Here is an 18,679-nt window from a genome sequence, read left to right as displayed (position 1 = left end):
ATGGCGCTGTTCCTCGACATCTTCGGCTATCTCTCGGTGGTGCTGCGCGGGCTGACCCTGCTGGCGCAGTCGTTCACGGTCGGCGGCATCGCGTTCCAGCTCCTGCTGCTGCGGCCGATGCAGGACAAGCTGTCGGCCGATGCGCTGGTCGTGGGAAAGCGGGCGCAGCGGTTCCTGCGCCGCAGCGCGCTCGGCTGGTTTGCGGTGGTGATGGTCTCGCTGGCCGTCAACATGGCCGCGCTCACCGGCACGCTCGATCTGTCGCTGCGCGAGGCCATCGGCGCGGATTTCGCCCGCTCGGGCGTCGTGGTCGCCGCCTGCGCGCTCGGCATCGCCGCTCTGGCGCGGACCGGCACCTGGGTGAATTGGCGCGCCGCCGCGCTGGTCGCCCTGATGGGGTTGGCGCTGGCGATGCAGCTCAACCTGACGCACGCCGCCAGTCGTCTGGACGTGCGCTGGCCGCTGCTTGCGGCGGACTTCCTGCACATGCTCGGCGCGGGAGTCTGGATCGGCGGCCTGCCGTATTTCCTGCTGGCGCTGAACGGCTGCAAGGCGGAGGACGACCAGCGCCGCATCGGCCGGCGCTACTCGCTGATGTCGATGGCCTCGGTGGCGGCGATCGTTGTGGGCGGCACCGTCATGGCGGTCGCCTATCTCGGCTCGTTCGAGGCGATCTACGGCACCGCCTATGGCGTGATGACCTCGGCCAAGGTCGCGATGCTCGTGATGCTGCTCGCGCTCGGCGCCGGCAACTTCTTTGCCGTCGAGCGGCTGCGCCGCGGCGATCCGTCAGCGCCTTTGTTGCGGATGAAGCGCTTCGTCGAGGTCGAGCTCGGCATCGGGCTGACGGTGCTGCTCACCGCGGGCTCGCTGACCTCGCTGCCGCCCGGCATCGATCTCAGCCAGGACCGGCTGAGCTGGGCGGAGATCGTCGAGCGCGCCGCGCCGCAATGGCCGCGGCTGAGCAGCCCCTCGCTCGACCAGCTCACGATCTCGCAGCTCCAGGCCAAGATCGACGCCACCGACGCGCAGCGCGTGACCGCGCCGCAGGCCTATGTGCCAGGCGAGGGCGTGATCCTGCCGCGCAGCGCCGCCGACATCGCCTGGTCGGAATACAACCACCACTGGGCCGGCATCTTCGTCGTGCTGATCGGCGTGCTCGCACTGATCGAGCGCTTCTCCTGGGGGCGCTGGGCGCGGCACTGGCCGCTGCTGTTCCTGGTGATGGCGGCGTTCCTGTTCCTGCGCGCCGACGAGATGGCCTGGCCGCTCGGCCCGATCGGCTTCTGGGCGTCGTGGCGCGATCCCGAAGTGGCGCAGCACCGGCTGTTCGTGGTGCTGATCATCCTGTTTGGCCTGTTCGAATGGCGGGTGCGGCTGCGCGGGCAGCAGGCCGGGCGCGCGGCGCTGGTGTTTCCGCTGACGGTCGCCGCCGGCGGCGCGCTGCTGATGACCCACTCGCACGCCATCGCCAACATCAAGGACCAGCTCCTGATCGAGATGAGCCACACGCCGCTGGCGCTGTGCGGCATCACCGCCGGCTGGGCGCGCTGGCTGGAGCTGCGCCTGGACGGCCGCATCAGCCGCGCCGCCGCCTGGGTGTGGCCGGTGGCGTTCGTGCTGGTCGGGCTGATCCTGCTGGACTATCGCGAGGCGTGAGGCCTCACTCCTTCTTCAGAAACACGTAGTCCGCGGCGTAGGCGACGCTGCGGAATTGGCCGGCGGTGTCGCAGGCGCCCTCGAGCTTGCCTCCGGCGGTGTTGATCCGCTGCACGGTGGTGACGTCGGCGAGGATGCCGGAGCCCTTGTGCGCGGTGGCTGCGAGCTTGAGCCAGGGGATGTCGGCCTCGGTGGCGCCGATGGCGGTGCCCACGACGCGGCCGGTCACGCCCGAGCCGTCCTGGTGCTCCCAATTCGGCCCAGCATAGTGGCGGCCGACCGTCTTGCCGTCGGCGAAGAGCGTGGCGATCGGTTCGCGGAAGGCCCAGGCGAGCTTGCCGTCCTTGTCCTTGCATTCGTAGACCTGCGCGCCCTCGGCGTGCAGCGTCAGCACCGGCTTCTCGCCGGCGGCCACGAGAGCATCGGGGATCGTGGTCTCGGCGGCCTGGACAGGGATGGAGAGGGCGCCCAGCAGGAGCAGCGACAAGGTCGGGATCACGCGCATGGTCTAGTCCTCGAGGGTCACGGAAGACATGAAACGGGCCGCGCTGGCGGCGCGGCCCGTTGATAGGTCACGAATGTGAAGGGCGAAAGTGGCGAAACTTACGCCGCCATCGCCTTGGTCAGGTTCTCGGCGATCTTGTCGAGGAAGCCGGTGGTCGACAGCCAGCGCTGGTCGGCGCCGACCAGGAGCGCGAGGTCCTTGGTCATGTAGCCGGCCTCGACGGTGTCGACGCAGACCTTCTCCAGGGTCGAGGCGAACTTGGCGAGCTCGGCATTGTTGTCGAGCTTGGCGCGGTGCGACAGGCCGCGGGTCCAGGCGAAGATCGAGGCGATCGAGTTGGTCGAGGTCTCCTTGCCCTTCTGGTGCTCGCGGAAATGGCGGGTCACCGTGCCGTGCGCGGCCTCGGCTTCCACCGTGTTGCCGTCCGGCGTCAGCAGCACCGAGGTCATCAGGCCGAGCGAGCCGTAGCCCTGGGCCACGGTGTCGGACTGCACGTCGCCGTCATAGTTCTTACAGGCCCAGACATAGCCGCCGGACCACTTCAGCGCCGCAGCGACCATGTCGTCGATCAGGCGGTGCTCATAGGTGATCTTCTTGGCCTCGAACTTGTCCTTGAACTCCTTGTCGTAGACCTCCTGGAACAGGTCCTTGAAGCGGCCGTCATACACCTTGAGGATGGTGTTCTTGGTCGACAGGTACACCGAGTAGCTCTTGGCCAGGCCCATGTTGAACGAGGCGCGGGCGAAATCGACGATGGAGTCGTCGAGATTGTACATCTCCATCGCGATGCCCGGTCCCGGCGCCTTGAACACCTCGCGCTCGATCACCGTGCCGTCCTCGCCGACGAACTTCATCGACAAGGTGCCCTTGCCGGGGAATTTGAAATCGGTGGCGCGGTACTGGTCGCCATAGGCGTGGCGGCCGATGATGATCGGCTTGGTCCAGCCGGGGACGAGGCGCGGCACGTTCTTGCAGATGATCGGCTCGCGGAACACGACGCCGCCGAGGATGTTGCGGATGGTGCCGTTCGGCGACTTCCACATCTCCTTGAGGCCGAATTCCTTCACGCGGGCTTCGTCCGGAGTGATGGTGGCGCACTTCACGCCGACGCCGACCTTCTTGATCGCGTTGGCCGCGTCGATCGTGATCTGGTCGTTGGTCTTGTCGCGGCTCTCCATCCCCAGGTCGTAATACTGCAGATCGATCTCAAGGAACGGGTTGATCAGCTTGTCCTTGATGTACTGCCAGATGATCCGGGTCATCTCGTCGCCGTCGAGCTCGACGACCGGATTGGTCACCTTGATTTTTGCCATGATCGATGGGGCCTTCTTGGGAACAGCGCGCCAGGAATGGAAAGCGCTTGTGAAATCAAGCGCGTCATAGCACTGCTGCACCGCATGCGGAAGCGTACCCGGTAGGCCCACGGTGCTGATTTTCGCAGCCCGCTCATGCGGTGGGCAAAGCCGGCAAGGCGGCCGTCTGCCGTTTCGAGTAAACTGCAAATTTCCGGCTTAAGCCGATTATTTTGCTTGAGAATTCCAGCCAGCCGGGCCAACGGAGCGGGCAATAGCGCTTTTCATCTGACATGGAAGTTGAGGACCGATCGTGTCGGGCACCGACAAGACCAAGGCAGGAATCGAGATCGCGGGTCCGGTGGTGATCCTGGTCGAGCCGCAGCTCGGCGAGAACATCGGCATGGCCGCGCGCGCGATGGGCAATTTCGCGCTGACGGAGCTGCGCCTGGTCAACCCGCGCGACGGCTGGCCGAACATCGCCGCCCAGCGGGCGGCGGCCGGGGCGGACCACATCATCGACCATGTCCGGCTGTTCGACACGCTGCCGGAGGCGATCGCCGATCTCGATCTGGTGTTCGCGACAACAGCGCGCTCCCACGACCAGGCCAAGCCGGTGATGGGGCCGGAGGCGGCCGCGAAGGAGATGCAGGGCCAGATCGCGGCCGGCGGCCGGGCCGGCATCCTGTTCGGCCGCGAGCGATCGGGCCTCACCAACGAGGAGGTCGCCCGCGCCAACCGCATCATCACCTATCCGGTCAATCCGGGCTTCGCCTCGCTCAACCTCGCCCAGGCCGTGTTGCTGATGGGCTATGAGTGGTTCAAGCTCGCGACATCCGGCGCCCTGCCGTTTTCGATGCCCGAGCGCTCCGAGCGCGCCACCCAGGAGCAGCTGGAGGCGTTCTTCGAGAACCTCGTGCGCGAGCTCGACCGGGTCGAATTCCTGCGCCCGGCCGAGAAGCGCGAGACCATGCTGGTCAATCTGCGCAACATCTTCTTTCGGATGGAGCCGACGAAGCAGGACATTCACACCCTGCACGGGGTGATCATGGCGATCGCCGAGGGGCGCAAGGGGCCGGCCAAGGGCGGCGTGCTCGACAGCACGCAGGCGACGCGGCTGCGTGCGCTGATCGCCGAGCAGGGCACGGTGGCCAACCTGCCGGATTCGCGCGGCTCGTTGCGCGGGCTGGCGCGGCTGCTCCGCCGCAACCCGACCGATGCCGAGCGGGCGCTGTGGCACGCGCTGTCGCGCGACCGCCGCTTCGCCGGCCAGTTCAAGCGCCAGACCCCGGTCGGCCGCCACATCCCGGATTTCGTCTCCTTCATTCATCGCCTCGCCATCGAGCTGGTGGGGACCGACGAGAGCGAGGGCGTGGTCGCCGACCGCGCACAGCGCAAGGCGTGGCTGGAGAGCCGCGACTATCGCGTCGCCGAGGTGAGGACGGCGGATGTGGAGGGGGATCTCGAAGCTGAGCTGGTGAAGCTGCAGGCGCTGATTGCTGAGGCGAAGTAGTCGATGGTCCAAGTTGTTCTGCCGCGGTGAATGTCGCGTCTGCTTCGCCCGTCTCGACCGTGATGATTGAGTGTTCGGCCGCGCGACGCTGACCGCACAGGCCCGCTCTGTTGCGGCCGTCAGTTGCGATCCCATCAGAACGCAGCGGTGACGAGACAATCACTGCACCACGAGATCAACAAGGCCCGCAGGGATGATCCCGTTCTGTGCCGCAGAATCCGCGACGCCGTTTACACCGGCTGAACGATGATCCGTGAATGCAATTGCAGATTGTGGCTCCCCCGGCCGGCATAGGTAACATCGCCGCATCACAACAAGAGCTGGGGGACACAGATGGCGATGCAAGAATCGGCGATGCGACGATTAGTGATGCGACGGCGGTGGCTGCGCGCAGGTCAGGCCTTGGTCACAGGGCTGATCCTCAACTCATCAGTGACCGCCGCATCGGCGGATGCGGCGCGGTGCACGAGCAAGGCTGACGTCGATACGCGGATTGCTGGCTGCACCATGGTCATCGCGCAAGGCCAGTCGGCGGCCCGTCAGGTGATCAAAGCGCATCTGGCGCGCGCCAGCGCGTATTTTCAGAAGGGCGATCTCGACCATGCCATCGACGACTACAGGCGGGTGATCGTGCATGTCTCCGCCGATCTTCTCACCGCCTATAATCGCGCCCCGGACCAGCGCGGCGGCGAGCCGTTGCCGCTGGTCGGCACCAAGCGGACGCCCGGATCCGACAGCGATCGGGCCCGAGCCTATCGCGGCCTAGGCATTGCGAGCTTCCAGGCCGGCCTCTTGGAGCAATCGCAGGACGAGTTTAGACGGCTTAGTGCGATCGATCCCGGCAATGCCGAAGTGGCCTTGTGGCTCGATCTGGCGCGCCGCCGTGCCGGGCAGGCGAGCGAGCTCGCGGCGCAGGCGAAACAGCTCGACATGAAGAAGTGGCCAGCGCCGCTTGTCCGTTTTTTCCTCGGGAAAGAAAGCATCGAAGCAGTGTTCGCTGCGGCCGACGGCAGTCCCGCCCTGCGCAGGACGCGGCGCTGCGAGGCTAGCTTTTTTGCCGGCGAGCTGATGCTCCAGCAGAACCACGAAGCAGAGGCCATCAAACTGATGGACCAGGCCCTCGCCGGATGCCCGCTCGGATCCGACTTGCGATCGGTCGCGACTGCGGAGGCGCGCGTTCTCAGCGTCGTGCCTTGATCAGGATTGATCCCGGACGGTGCAGGCCGGTCTCGGTGCGCGAACCCACAAGGGTGGTTTCGCGCGCTGAATATGACCCCCTCGCCAACATGCCCCCGTAAGACTACGGCCCCCTTACCATTTGCCGCCGATCCGTAAACTCCTACCCATCGAACTGCCGTGGGATACAGGTGATCGAGACAAGTTTCTAAAATTCGAACGGATCGCGCAGCATTGCCGCAACGGCTGATGCGAACGATGGCAAGCCGATCGCGACGACGATCAGAACAAGTCACATCGTTCACGGAGAGCCTCGACCAATGCCGATCCAGCCGCAGGGCCTACGCAAGCCGCAGACCGACCAGACCAGCGACCAGACGGCATTGTTCGACAACGACAGCTGGCTTATGCAGGGTCTCCCCCAATTCTGGCTGACCCAGCAGGCTCCCGCTGCTGCCGCGCCGCCGGCTGCGGCCCCAGCCTCGGATTCCTCGGCGGTGATCGCGGTCTTTGGCAATTTCTGCAGCGTCGCTGCGACGGTGACCACCTCGTCGACTGCCACCAAGACCGTGGCAACAACGACACCCATCATCTCGACGGTCTCCGCCGCGTCGACCGCCACCAAGACCACCGCGCCAGCCTGGGTGAGCACGCTCACCAACGCCCAGATCAAGGCCGACATGACCGCGGCGATCACCAATGGCACGGTCACCTATGCCGGCCTGCTCAAGGTCTTCACCGACATTGATGCGACGCTCGCCGCGACCAAGACCAAGCTGAGCGCCAGCCAGCTCGCCGACCTCAAGACCATCGCCGCCAATCTCAACAATGGCGTGTCGACTTCGAGCTACCTGACCTACATCACCCAGGCCCTGGTCAACGGCAACGCCGCCAACGCAAGCTGGACCGGCGGCGCCGCAAGCTCGGTCGCGCTCGGCAACCTCGCCAGCGGATCGACCGAGCTGCAATTCGCCGAGTTGATCGGCAAATGGTTCCTCGGCACCGACCTGCCGTCATCGAAGGTGATCCTCGGCAGCACGCAGTTCTCGGTGTCGTATTCGAACTCGACCAAGCCGCTGTTCTCTGCCGCCGGCGCCAGCATGAGCGACATCAACCAGGGTTATCTGGGCGACTGCTATCTGCTCGCCGGCCTGGCCGAGGTCTCCTACAAGGAGCAGTCGGTGATCTCGTCGATGTTCACGGCGAACGGCAACAACACCTATGGCGTGCGCTTCTACGTCAACGGCACCGCGCGCTACGTCACGGTCAATACTGCGCTCGCCAATGGCGGCACCATCTTCAACAATGGTGGCGCCGCGATCTGGGCGAGCCTTGCCGAGAAGGCCTATGCCGAGCTGCAGGCCAGCGGGGTCTACACCGGCAACTCGATCAACTACGGCAATTCCTACACCACCATCGGCAATGGCGGCGCGCCGGAGATCGCGCTGGAGGCGATCACCGGCGCCAGCCAGATCACCGACTTCCGCGCCATGGGCGGCTCGTGGGGCAAGGTGGTCTACAACTCGTCGTTTGGCGTGACGAACTATACAACGGGCAATTCGACGTCGGGCGTGCTATCGACCATCGCGGCCAGTCTTGCGGCGGGCGACGACGTCATCCTGTCGTCCTACACCAACGCCAAGGATGCGACCGGAAAGACGACGCTGGTCGCCAACCACGCGATGTCGATCTACGGCTACAACAGCTCGACCGGCATGCTGCAGGTCCGCAACCCCTGGGGCTCGGCGGCCGGCCAGTATTGGCAGACCACCTTCGAGGTCAGCCTCGCGAGCCTGCTGGCTGCCGGCGACACGATCACGATCGACAATGTCGGCGATGCGAAGAAGCTGGCGGCGGCGACAACCACCACGTCATCGGGACTGAAGCTCACCGCAGATGTCAACGACCTCGCGGGCGCGGCCTCCGGCTTCGTCCAGGCGATCGCCTCGCTGACCGATGGCGGCTCGGCGAACGTGGCGTTCACGCAGGGCCTGGCCTCGCAGCAGCACACGCTGGCGATGCCGATGGCGGCGTGATCCAAAGGATTGGAATTCACATGGGACCGCCCAGGCATGCCTGGGCGGTCTTGTCGCACCCGTCACCAGCGCGATCGAGGCATGGCGGATCGGGGTGCGTCATCTGTTAAGCATCCGACTTAACGCCATGCGAACGCAGGTCCCGGAGGGTGTCGGCGGGGACGTCGAACCACGAGGCGGGATCAGTCGATGCAGGCGTGTACGGATCAGGGCGCATGGGCGCTGGCGCTGTCATTGCACCTGCTCGGCATCGTCGCCGATCCCGGCCGCATCCAGCACGAGGCCGGCCGCAGCGACGCCCTGGGGGTCGATGATCTCTTGCGCGCCACCGCGCGCTTTCCCGTCAAGGCCAAGCTCGTTTCGTCCAAGATTGCACGGCTGAAGTCCACGCCGCTGCCCACCATCGCGGTGTTCAAGGATGGCGGCTATGCCGTGATCGGCAAGGTGACCGACACCGGCGTGCTCATTCAAGGACTCAACGATGCGGGTCCGCGGCTGCTCGCCTTCTCCGAGTTCGAAGCGGTCTGGTCCGGCCAGCTCATCCTGATCGCGAAGCGGGCGGAGCTGTCCGACACCGCGCGCCGATTCAACCTCGGCTGGTTCGTCGCCGCGATCGGCAAATATCGCCGCATCCTGATCGAGGTGCTGCTGGCCTCGTTCGTGATCCAGCTGTTCGGCCTGGCGACGCCGATGATCTTCCAGGTCGTGATCGACAAGGTGCTGGTGCATCGCGGCCTGTCGACGCTCGAGGTGATGGTCGCGGGTCTCGCTCTGATCGCGCTGTTCGAGGCGGTGCTGTCAGGCTTGCGGACTTATCTGTTCACCCATACGTCCAACCGAATCGACGTCGAGCTCGGCGCGAGGCTGTTCCGGCATCTGATGCGGCTGCCGCTGGCCTATTTCGAGAGTCGCCGCGTCGGCGACAGCGTCGCGCGGGTGCGCGAGCTGGAAACCATCCGGCAGTTCATCACCTCGTCCTCGATCACCCTGGTGCTCGACCTCGCCTTTGCCGCGGTCTTCATCGGCGTGATGTTCCTGTACAGCTCGACCTTGGCGTGGATCGTCTGCGCGACCTTGCCGGTCTACGCGCTGCTGTCGCTCGCGACCACGCCGGCCTTCCGGGCCCGGCTCGACGAGAAATTCCGCCGCGGCGCTGAGAACCAGGCGTTCCTGGTCGAGAGCGTCACCGGGGTCGAGACCATCAAGGCGATGGCGGTCGAGCCGCTGATGCAGCGGCGCTGGGAGGAGCAGCTCGCGAGCTATGTCGGCGCATCGTTCTCGGCGTCGCAGATCGGCAATTGGGCGAGCCAGACGGCGAGCCTGCTCAACAAGGGCGTCGGCGCGCTGACCTTGTTCGTCGGCGCAGGGCTCGTGATCGCGAACAAGATGACGGTCGGCGAGCTCGTGGCCTTCAACATGCTGGCGAACCAAGTCTCAGGTCCGGTGCTACGGCTGGTCCAGGTCTGGCAGGATTTCCACCAGGTGCGGCTGTCGGTCGAGCGGCTCGGCGACATCCTCAACACGCCGGTGGAGGCGCAGCGCGGCTGCGCCGAGCAGAACCTGCCGCCGCTGGACGGTGCGATCGAGTTCGAGCGCGTGACCTTCCGTTATGGTCTCAATACCCAGCCGGTGCTGCGCGAGGTCTCCTTGAAAATCGGGGCAGGGCAGGTGGTCGGCATCGTCGGCCCCTCCGGCTCCGGCAAGAGCACGATCGCCAAGCTGGCGCAGCGGCTGTATCAGCCCGAGGCAGGGCGCGTGCTGGTCGACGGCGTCGACACCGCGGTGCTCGATCCGTCCTGGCTGCGGCGCCAGATCGGCGTCGTGTTGCAGGAGAACGTGCTGTTCAACCGCTCGGTGCGCGACAACATCGCGCTCGCCGATCCCGCGCTGCCGATGGAGAAGATCGTCGAGGCTGCGAAGCTCGCCGGCGCGCATGAGTTCATCTGCCGGATGCCGCAGGGCTATGACACCAAAATCGGCGAGCGCGGCGTGTCGCTGTCCGGCGGTCAGCGCCAACGCATCGCCATCGCGCGCGCGCTTGTCGGCGATCCCCGCATCCTGATCTTCGACGAGGCGACCTCGGCGCTGGACTACGAATCCGAGAGCATCATCCAGGCCAACATGCGCGACATCGTGCGTGGCCGCACCGTGCTGATCATCGCGCATCGGCTGTCGACGGTGCGCAGCGCCGATCGGATCCTCACGATCGAGAACGGCGTCATCGTCGAGGACGGCACGCACGACCAGTTGGTGGCCGGCGGCGGCCGCTACGCGACCTTGCACCGAATCCAGTCGGCGGGCCGTTGAGGAGAGCGCGATGTCTCAATCTGCAAGCCTGCTGCGTGGCTTCTCCTTCGGTGGCAAGACCTCCGAGCACGAGTTCCTGCCCGCAGCTCTCGAAGTCACCGAGACGCCGCCCAATCCGCTCGGGCGCATCACCGCGCTGGCGCTGTGCACCGTGACCTTCGCGGCGCTCGGCTGGGCGGTGCTCGGCAAGGTCGACATCGTCGCGGTCGCAAGCGGCAAGGTGATCTCGCATACCCGCACCCAGGTGGTGCAGCCGTTCGAAACGGCGAGCGTCAAGGCCGTGCTGGTGCAGCCCGGCCAGCGCGTGCGCGCCGGCGACGCGCTGATCGAGCTCGACAAGACGGCGGTGACGGCGGAGGCCGACCGCGCCCGCAGCGACCTGATCGCGAGCCTGCTCGACGAGGTCCGGCTGGCGGCGTTTCTCGATGGCGTGAAGAATGGACCCTTTGAACTGGTGGTCGGCACGGAGCCGCTCGACCGCGCCCGCGCGCAGGCGCAGTTGACGGCGCAGTTGGCGATGCGCGCCAGCCAGCTGGCGGCGCTGGCGCAGGAACGGGCGCAGCACATTGCCGAGCGCGAGGCGCTGCAGCAGACCGTCGCCAAATACGAGCAGACCCTGCCGATGGTGACGCAGCGCGCCGACATCCGCACCAAGGCGAGCGAGATCGGCAACGCCTCGATCATCGCCCGTCTGGAGAGCCAGCAGCTGCTGGTGGAGACGCGCTCCGAGCTCGAGATCAACAAGGCCAAGATCGTTGCGCTGGATGCCACCATCGCCGGCCTCGATCAGAAGATCGCGGCGACGGAAGCCGATATGCGCGACAAGGCGATGCGCGATCTCGCGACCGCGCGCGAGCGCGCCCGCGCCGCGGGCGAGGCGCTGACCAAGGCCACGCGCCGCGCCGAATTGCAGACCTTGCGCGCGCCGATCGACGGCACGGTGCAGCAGATGCACGTCGCGGCCGCTGGCGCCGTGGTGACGCCGGCGCAGCAGCTTTTATCCGTGGTGCCCGACGACGACCGGATCGAGGTCGAGGCCGTGGTCGAGAACCGCGATGTCGGCTTCGTCGAGGCCGGCCAGCGCGTCGAGCTCAAGGTGGACGCCTTCCCGTTCACGCGTTACGGCCTGCTCGGCGGCAAAGTGACCTCGGTCGATCGCGACGCCGAGGCGGCGCCGGTCAATCCCAACGGCGTGCAGGGCGCCGAGCGGCAGGCGGACCAGACCGACCGGGTCGAGGCCAGCGAGCGGCTGCGCTACATGGTGCATATCGCGGTCGACCGCGCGACGCTCGACGTCGACGGCCGCGCGGCGGCCGCTGGTGCCGGGCATGTCGGTGAAGGCGGAGATCCTGACCGGCAAGCGGCGGATCATCGACTTCCTGCTGGCTCCCTTGCGCGAGCATGTCCACGACGCCATGCGCGAGCGCTGAGCCTGCCGCCGAGCGCCATGCTTAACGGGCTGCGGTGCATTTGAGCAAAAACGTAACCTCAAATCCGCACGCGCGCGCTTACGGAACGCTGGCGTTCGAGAGGTATGTTCGCCGGCATTCGCTTTCCTCATTGCGGTGTTGTGGCTTGTCATCATGAACGAGACGAAATCGGTATTGCGCGACCTGGAAGACGCGATTGCGCGGGGCACGGCCGACAGCCGCGAGCGCGCGCTGTGGCATGCGACCGATCTGCTGCTCGCCGGCCGCTATTGCGAGGAGGAGATTTCGACCTTCGGCGAGGTGATCGGCCGGCTCGCCGACGAGATCGAGGTCGAGGCGCGCGCCAAGCTGGCCGACCGTCTCGCCAGGATCGAGTATTCGCCGGCCAGCGTCATCCGCAAGCTCGCCTTCGATGACGAGATCTGGGTCGCGGGTCCTGTGCTGCGCGAGTCCGAGCGGCTCGACGATGCCGCGCTGGTCGAGAATGCCAGCACCAAGAGCCAGGCGCATCTGCTCGCCATCGCCGAGCGCAAGACGCTGAGCCCGGAGGTGACGGACGTGCTGGCGCGGCGCGGCGACCGCGATGTCGCGACCGCAGTGGCGCGCAATCACGGCGCACAGTTCTCCGGCGCGGGCTTCCTCCACATGGTCAAGCGCGCCGAGAACGACTCCATCCTGGCCGAGCATCTCGGCCGCCGCCTCGACATTCCCCGGCATCTGTTCCAGCAGCTGATCGCGAAAGCGTCGAACGATGTCGGCAAGCGGCTGGCGAGCGAGCGCCCGGAGCTGCTCGGCGAGATCGAGAGCTCGGTCGCCAACATCGCCGGCGATCTGCAGTCGAAGTTCGGGCCCGGCTCGCGCAACTACTTCGTCGCCAAGCGCACCGTGACGATCCAGCACCGCCTCGGCAATCTGCACGAGAGCACCATTGCGGGCTATGCGACCGCGCACAAGGTCGACGAGGTGACGATCGGCCTCTCACTGCTGTCGGCGCTGCCGGTCGACGTCGTCGACCGCGCGCTGTTCGACCGCAACCGCGAGATGCTGCTGATGCTCGCCAAGGCGCTCGGCTTCTCCTGGGACACGATGATGGCGCTGGCCTTCCTCGGCGCCCGCGATCACAAGATCACCGCCGGCGAGCTGGACGAGCTGGAGCGCGACTATGCCCGTCTGCAGACCCAGACATCGCGCAGCGTGCTCGAATTCTACCAGTCGCGCAAGAATGCCGGGAAGGCTGCCGGCGCGCACGCGCCGCGCGCAGTTGCTCATTGAGTCAGCAGCGAGAGAGGTGACGGCGAATGACCGGCATGGGACGTCATCTCCACAGCGCGCAGCGGCCAAGCGGACGCAATGCCGCTGCGGACCGCGCCGCGGTCGATGCCCGCCTGGCACGTCCTCGAAGCCGCCAATGAGCTCGGCGACGAGGCGACCGTGGCGGCCTGCCGCCGCATCATTGATACTGGCCTCAATGGAGCAGGGGCAGATGAGGCTGATCTGCGGCGCGTGACGGACTACTTCCGCTAGCTCTGTTGTTGGGGAGGTCGCGCTGTCGCCTCACACCGCCGCAAGCTGCGGATCCGCCTTGCTGCCGCGCTTGGCCGTTTTCTGCTTCGCCGGCTCGAACAGCGCGCTCGCCGCGATGCCCGCCGTATCCGCGACCTCCGGATTGCGCGACACCATCGCCGCCACGATCGCCCCATCGATTAGTAGGGCCAGCTGATGCGCAAAGCTCTCCGGCTCGGCGGCGCCCATCTCGCGCGCCAGCTTCTCGATATGCGCCAGCACCACCTTCTTGTGGCGCAGCGCGATGGTGCGGAACTGCTTCTGGTCCTTGTCGTGCTCGCCGACCGCGTTGATGAACGGGCAGCCATAGAAGCGCTCCTCGCTGAACCAGCTCTTCAGCGCCGGGAAGATGCGTGACAGCTTGGTCTCGGCATCGCCGCCGCCGCTCTCCATCGCGCCGATGAACCATTCGCGCCACTGCCTGCCTTCGCTCTCGAGCACGGCGGTGACGAGCGCGGTCTTCGAGCCGAATAGTTTGTAGAGCGTGGTCTTCGCCGTTCCGGCCTCGCTGATGATGGCGTCGATGCCGGTCGCGTTGATGCCGTTCTTGCAGAACAGATGCGTCGCCGCGCCGAGCAGACGACCGCGCGCCGACTCGTCATCACCCGCGGTGATCGGTCGCGCGACCGCCTGCTTCTTGGCTGACTGTTTGCCCGCGGCCGGCTTGATCTCTTTCTTGCCCATGCGCGCAAGCTTAATCGCGGTGCGCGTGAGTCAGCAAGACCGCTGATGCGGATGAGGCAGCGCTGCGCTCAATTTCATCGCTGATGGCAGCACTCTGCACCGCGCTTGGGCAGGCGAGCGTGAACCAGATCCCGCCATGTTCTTCTAAGCCGCGAGGATCATTCCGCCTTTTGATTTCCTGGCTCCCTGGCACGCTTCGTGCAGAAAACAGACCGTTCGGTATCCTCGATCCCAGGGAGAGAAAAAGAGATGACCGCTGTGGTTCAGAAGACGGCGTTGACGGGCTGCCTCGCGCCCATCGACAGAGGTGGCCTCGAACAGCTCATCGCCAACGGCAAGGCCAACCCCAAGGTCATCAAGACCCTGAAGTGCAAGACCGTCGCGGAAGGCAAGTTCCGGCACGCCAACTACATCCGCAACCTCGCGCCCTATATCGTCGACGAGCCGCCGGGGCTGCTGGGCGACGACACCGCGCCGAATCCGTCGGAAGCCTCGCTCGCCGCGCTCGGCTCGTGCCTCGCCGTCGGCCTGCACGCCAACGCTGTGCACCGCGGCTGGATCGTCAACAAGCTCGAGCTGGAGCTCGAGGGCGATCTCAACATCACTGCGGTCTGGGGCACGGGCGACGTGTCCGAGAAGCCGGTCGGCTTCACCGATGTGCGCGTCAAGGTCGACATGGAGTGCGAGGGCATCTCCAAGGAGGAGGTTCAGGCGCTGATCGATCACGTCAAGAAGTGGTCGCCGGTTGCCAACACCTTCACGCGCCCGGTCAATCTCGAAGTCGGGATCTGAGCTGACCACGCGCAGCGGAGGACGTCATCATGGGTTCACTCGGACAGCATCTGGCGGTCGATGGCGCGGGCGTGATGCCCGTGCCGTCGACCGTGGAGCAGGTCGCGGCGATCGCGCGCAACGAGCTCGCGCCGCTCGCCTCTGGCATCGACGCCGGCACGGTGTACCCGGCTGACGTGCTCCGCCGCTTCGGCGAGGTCGGCGCGTGGAGCAGTCATGTGCCGCAGGATGGCGCAGCCGATCTCAACAGCGCGATCGGCTCGATCGCCGCGATCGGCGAGGTCTGCGGCGCCTCGGCCTTCATGGCGTGGTGCCAGAACACGCTGGTCTGGTACATCGCCAATTCGAGCAACGCGGCGTTGAAGGATCGTCTGCTCGACGATGCAGCCAGCGGCAGGCTGCTCGGCGGCACCGGGCTGTCGAATCCGATGAAGAGCTTCTTCGGCATTGAAAAGCTCAAGCTGAAGGGGCGGAAGGTCGAGGGCGGCTACGTCGTGCGCGGCGCGCTGCCCTGGGTCTCCAATCTCGGGCCGGATCACATGTTCGGCACGATCTTCGAGCGCGAGGATGCGCCCGGCGAGATCGTGATGTTCGTCGCCGATTGCGCCGATCCGGCGGTGACGCTGTCGCCGTGTCAGCCCTTTGTCGCGATGGACGGCACCGGCACCTACGGCCTGCAGTTTCGCGACGTGTTCGTGCCGGATGAATTGATCCTGGCCGATCCCGCCGGTCCGTTCGTCAAGAAGATCCGCGCCGGCTTCATCCTGCTGCAGGCCGGCATGGCGCTCGGCCTGATCAAGGACTGCATCAAGATCATGCAGGAGGTCGAGGCGCCGCTCGGCCACATCAACCGCTATCTGCCGCAGCAGCCGGTCGACTTCAGCGCGCTCGCCGACGAGCTCGGCCGCGAGACCGCGGCACTCGCCAGCGATCCCTACAACACCGACGAGACCTACTGGCGCAAGGTGGTCGCGCTGCGCCTGCGGGCGGGCGAGGCCAGCGTCGCCGCGGCTCACGCCGCGATGCTCCATTGCGGAGCGCGCGGCTACATCAAGGGCAATCGCGCCGAACGTCGCCTGCGCGAGGCCTATTTCGTCGCGATCGTCACCCCCGCGACCAAGCAGCTCCGCAAGATGCTCGCCGACGGCTGACGCCGGCGAGAACGGCAAACAACGAAGTTTAGACCAGGAGAGGCCTGCCATGACGGACGTACTGATTACTGCCGGCGAACTCGCTGACTTCATCAAGACCGAGCCGTGTGTCGTCATCGACACCCGCAATCCCGATGCCTACGCTGCGGGCCATCTTCCCGGCGCCGTGAACGTCCATGAGATCTTCACCTATCTCGCGACGTCCACGCCCGAGGGCATCGAAGAATTGAAGACCAAGTTCGCCGACGCGTTCGGCGCCGCCGGGCTGTCGGGTGCCGAGACCGCCGTGGTCTACGAGCAGTCGATGAACTCCGGCTTCGGCCAGTCGTGCCGCGGCTATTTCCTGCTGACGATGCTCGGCTATCCCAAGGTCAAGGTGCTGCATGGCGGCTACGACGCCTGGGCCGCGGCCGGCATGCCGGTCACGACCGATGTGCCGTCGCCGACAAAGGCCTCGTTCAAGATCGTGCCCGAGGCGGGCAGCATCCTGATCGATGCGAAAGCCATGCTGGCGGCCGTCGGCAATCCCGCGATCGCGATCCTCGACGTGCGCGACGTCGACGAGTGGATCGGCGACTCCTCCTCGCCCTACGGCAAGGATTTCTGCCCGCGCAAGGGCCGCATCCCCGGCGCCGTCTGGCTGGAATGGTACCGCATGATGAAGCCGACCGCGGAGGGTCCGCGCTTCAAGTCGAAGGACGAGATCCTCGCCGAATGCGCCACCGTCGGCATCACCCAGGACACGCCGGTCTATCTCTACTGCTTCAAGGGCGCGCGTGCGTCGAACACGTTCCTGGCGCTGAAGAACGCCGGCGTGAAGGATGTGCGGATGTATTTCGGCTCGTGGAACGAGTGGTCGCGCGATCCGTCGCTGCCGATCGAGGAAGGCCTGCCGATGCCGGCGCTGACCAGCAAAGCGGCATAGAAGCTGCATGAGATGCACGTCCGGCCGCTGAAAAGCGCGGCCGGACGAGCCGTTTGAAGGCGCAGTCAGCGCAAGTCTGACTACAGGTGTGACAAAGGGGCGCAGCACATGTCGATTTTCGATGATCCGTTCGATGCCAATTCCCGCGTGAATGCCGGTTGTATTTGCGGGCAGCATCAGAGCCCGGCCGAACATGAGCATGCGATGGCGCTACGCTGCGAGCCGGTGGTCGACAGCGATGAGAAGCGCTACGAGAACGTCGTCGCGTCCGCCGTGCTGCGCGCGGTGTTTCCGGAAGCCGCCACCCGCCGCGCGTTCCTGAAGACGGTCGGCGCCGCCACGGCGCTTGCTGCGGTGTCACAGTTCTTTCCGCTGAGGACGGCGACGGAAGCGTTCGCGCAGTCCGGCACGCCGGAAAAGAAGGACTTGAAAGTCGGCTTCATCCCGATCACCTGCGCGACGCCGATCATCATGGCGGCGCCGCTCGGCTTCTATTCAAAGGCCGGCCTGAACGTCGAGGTCGTCAAGACCGCGGGCTGGGCGGTGATCCGCGACAAGACGATCAACAAGGAATACGACGCCTCGCACATGCTGGCGCCGATGCCGATCGCGATCTCGCTGGGCCTCGGGGCGCAGCCGATCCCGTTCACCGTGCCCGCGATCGAGAACATCAACGGCCAGGGCATCGTGCTGTCGATGAAGCACAAGGACAAGCGCGACCCGAAGGACTGGAAGGGCCTGAAGTTCGCCATTCCGTTCGACTATTCGATGCACAATTACCTGCTTCGCTATTACCTCGCCGAACACGGCATCGATCCCGACACCGACGTGCAGCTGCGCTCGGTGCCGCCGCCGGAAATGGTCGCGAACCTGCGTGCCGACAATATCGACGGCTTCCTGGCGCCGGACAACATCTGCCAGCGCGCGATCTATGACGGCGTCGGCTTCCTGCACATTCTTTCCAAGGAGATCTGGGACGGCCATCCCTGCTGCAGCTTCGCCGCGAGCCGCGAGTTCATCACGACGGCACCGAACAGCTTTGCCGCGCTGACCCGCGCCATCGTCGATGCGACGGCGTATGCATCGAAGGCCGAGAACCGCAAGCAGATCGCGGAGGCGATCGCGCCAGCGAACTATATCAACGCGCCGGTCACGGTGTTGGAGCAGGTGCTGACAGGCACGTATGCGGATGGCTTGGGCGGCGTGAAGACCGATCCGAAGCGGGTCGATTTCGATCCGTTCCCGTGGCAGTCCTTCGCGGTGTGGATGCTGACCCAGATGAAGCGCTGGGGCCAGATCAAGGGCGACGTCGACTACAAGGCGGTCGCCGAGCAGATCTATCTCGCGACCGATACCCGCAAGGTCATGACCGAGATGGGGCTGACCCCGCCGAAGGACTCCTACAAATCGTTCTCAGTGATGGGCAAGAGCTTCGATCCGACCAAGCCGGACGATTATGTCGCGAGCTTCAAGATCAAGAAGGCGTCGTGATGCGGGCGTTGGGCGCGACGCTGCCAACACGATCTATGGTGTCGTCCCGGCGAACGCCGGGACCTATACGCCGTGACCTCGCTTGGGGCAGGGGCGGCAGCGACAATCTTGTCCATCAACGGAATTCGGTGGTTATGGATCCCGGCGTTCGCCGG

At 65.9% G+C, this 18,679-nt stretch carries 15 protein-coding genes; 12 read left to right on the top strand and 3 right to left on the bottom strand.

Annotation, left to right across the window (positions count from 1 at the left end; translation table 11 throughout):
* A complete protein-coding gene (locus ACVILH_RS29010; protein WP_456715936.1) occupies positions 1-1,659 on the top strand; it encodes a copper resistance D family protein in 1,659 nt (552 codons plus the stop codon).
* Positions 1,660-1,663: 4 nt separating this feature from the next.
* Here ACVILH_RS29010 and ACVILH_RS29005 read toward each other — a convergent pair whose 3' ends face one another.
* A complete protein-coding gene (locus tag ACVILH_RS29005; RefSeq protein ID WP_456715935.1) occupies positions 1,664-2,164 on the bottom strand; it encodes a DUF3455 domain-containing protein in 501 nt (166 codons plus the stop codon).
* A 98-nt stretch (positions 2,165-2,262) separates the two neighbouring features.
* Positions 2,263-3,477 carry an NADP-dependent isocitrate dehydrogenase gene (locus ACVILH_RS29000; protein WP_456715934.1) on the bottom strand — a complete coding sequence of 405 codons (1,215 nt, stop codon included), beginning with the start codon at positions 3,475-3,477 and terminating at the stop codon, positions 2,263-2,265.
* A 292-nt stretch (positions 3,478-3,769) separates the two neighbouring features.
* Here ACVILH_RS29000 and ACVILH_RS28995 point away from each other — a divergent pair, with 292 nt between their 5' ends.
* The 7 genes from ACVILH_RS28995 to ACVILH_RS28965 all read left to right on the top strand — a co-directional run bounded on the left by ACVILH_RS28995 (position 3,770) and on the right by ACVILH_RS28965 (position 13,442).
* Positions 3,770-4,969, top strand: coding sequence for a TrmJ/YjtD family RNA methyltransferase (locus ACVILH_RS28995; protein ID WP_456715933.1), 1,200 nt, complete (start codon positions 3,770-3,772; stop codon positions 4,967-4,969).
* Positions 4,970-5,302: 333 nt separating this feature from the next.
* Entirely contained in the window at positions 5,303-6,166 is an 864-nt protein-coding gene (locus ACVILH_RS28990; protein ID WP_456715932.1) for a hypothetical protein, read from the top strand.
* Positions 6,167-6,465: 299 nt separating this feature from the next.
* Entirely contained in the window at positions 6,466-8,181 is a 1,716-nt protein-coding gene (locus tag ACVILH_RS28985; protein ID WP_456715931.1) for a C2 family cysteine protease, read from the top strand.
* Positions 8,182-8,370: 189 nt separating this feature from the next.
* Positions 8,371-10,488, top strand: coding sequence for a type I secretion system permease/ATPase (locus tag ACVILH_RS28980; RefSeq protein ID WP_456715930.1), 2,118 nt, complete (start codon positions 8,371-8,373; stop codon positions 10,486-10,488).
* A 10-nt stretch (positions 10,489-10,498) separates the two neighbouring features.
* Complete coding sequence (locus tag ACVILH_RS28975) at positions 10,499-11,962, top strand: HlyD family type I secretion periplasmic adaptor subunit (RefSeq protein ID WP_456715929.1); 1,464 nt, start codon at positions 10,499-10,501, stop codon at positions 11,960-11,962.
* 109 nt (positions 11,963-12,071) lie between these two features.
* Entirely contained in the window at positions 12,072-13,190 is a 1,119-nt protein-coding gene (locus tag ACVILH_RS28970) for a DUF2336 domain-containing protein (protein ID WP_456715928.1), read from the top strand.
* Positions 13,191-13,268: 78 nt separating this feature from the next.
* Entirely contained in the window at positions 13,269-13,442 is a 174-nt protein-coding gene (locus tag ACVILH_RS28965) for a hypothetical protein (RefSeq protein WP_456715927.1), read from the top strand.
* A 30-nt stretch (positions 13,443-13,472) separates the two neighbouring features.
* Here the strand turns inward: ACVILH_RS28965 and ACVILH_RS28960 are convergent, their stop codons facing one another.
* The gene (locus tag ACVILH_RS28960) at positions 13,473-14,165 is read right to left on the bottom strand and encodes a TetR/AcrR family transcriptional regulator (RefSeq protein WP_456715926.1); all 693 of its coding nucleotides are present in this window, start codon (positions 14,163-14,165) and stop codon (positions 13,473-13,475) included.
* A gap of 249 nt (positions 14,166-14,414) precedes the next feature.
* On the opposite strand from ACVILH_RS28960, the gene ACVILH_RS28955 reads away from it, so the two are divergent.
* The 4 genes from ACVILH_RS28955 (at position 14,415) to ACVILH_RS28940 (ending at position 18,524) form a co-directional block, all read left to right on the top strand.
* Complete coding sequence (locus ACVILH_RS28955) at positions 14,415-14,957, top strand: OsmC family protein (protein ID WP_456715925.1); 543 nt, start codon at positions 14,415-14,417, stop codon at positions 14,955-14,957.
* A 29-nt stretch (positions 14,958-14,986) separates the two neighbouring features.
* The gene (locus tag ACVILH_RS28950) at positions 14,987-16,108 is read left to right on the top strand and encodes an acyl-CoA dehydrogenase family protein (RefSeq protein WP_456715924.1); all 1,122 of its coding nucleotides are present in this window, start codon (positions 14,987-14,989) and stop codon (positions 16,106-16,108) included.
* 49 nt (positions 16,109-16,157) lie between these two features.
* Positions 16,158-17,033, top strand: coding sequence for a sulfurtransferase (locus tag ACVILH_RS28945; RefSeq protein ID WP_456715923.1), 876 nt, complete (start codon positions 16,158-16,160; stop codon positions 17,031-17,033).
* A gap of 108 nt (positions 17,034-17,141) precedes the next feature.
* Entirely contained in the window at positions 17,142-18,524 is a 1,383-nt protein-coding gene (locus ACVILH_RS28940) for a CmpA/NrtA family ABC transporter substrate-binding protein (protein WP_456715922.1), read from the top strand.
* Positions 18,525-18,679: the final 155 nt, after the last annotated feature.

It is taken from the genome of Bradyrhizobium sp. USDA 4353 (genome assembly GCF_054063215.1).
This window is presented reverse-complemented; position numbering and strand designations above follow the sequence as displayed.